Origin of the sequence: uncultured Virgibacillus sp. (assembly GCF_947495635.1) — a bacterium.
Taxonomy (GTDB): domain Bacteria; phylum Bacillota; class Bacilli; order Bacillales; family Amphibacillaceae; genus Virgibacillus; species Virgibacillus salarius.
The window spans coordinates 1-273 of the sequence record NZ_CANMAB010000245.1 but is presented as its reverse complement, the minus strand read 5'-3'; the positions used below and the strand labels follow the sequence as shown (position 1 = coordinate 273).

Below are 273 nucleotides of genomic sequence, written 5' to 3'. Positions count from 1 at the left end.
TGTTCTTCCCGTTGTCGACTTTCCACAGCCAGATTCGCCTACTAATCCAAAGGTCTCCCCTTTATAAATATCGAAAGAGATACCATCGACAGCCGTAATGATTTTCTTCCGCCCAGCTCTAAAATGTTTCTTTAGGTTTTTTACTTCTAGTAATTTTTCTTGCTCCATCAAGCTTCACCGTCCTTACTAGCCGTACTCGCAAATCCCTGCATTCTCCGTTTTACCGATGCTGGCGGCTCGATTTTCGGTGCGTCCTCATGGAGTAGCCATGTC

General features: G+C 45.4%; 1 protein-coding gene. It reads right to left on the bottom strand.

The genetic code is table 11. The features are described from left to right. The coding region (locus Q1A47_RS20690; protein ID WP_299632771.1) for an ATP-binding cassette domain-containing protein at positions 1 to 168 on the bottom strand (168 nt) is incomplete at its 3' end. Positions 169 to 273 lie beyond the last annotated feature (105 nt).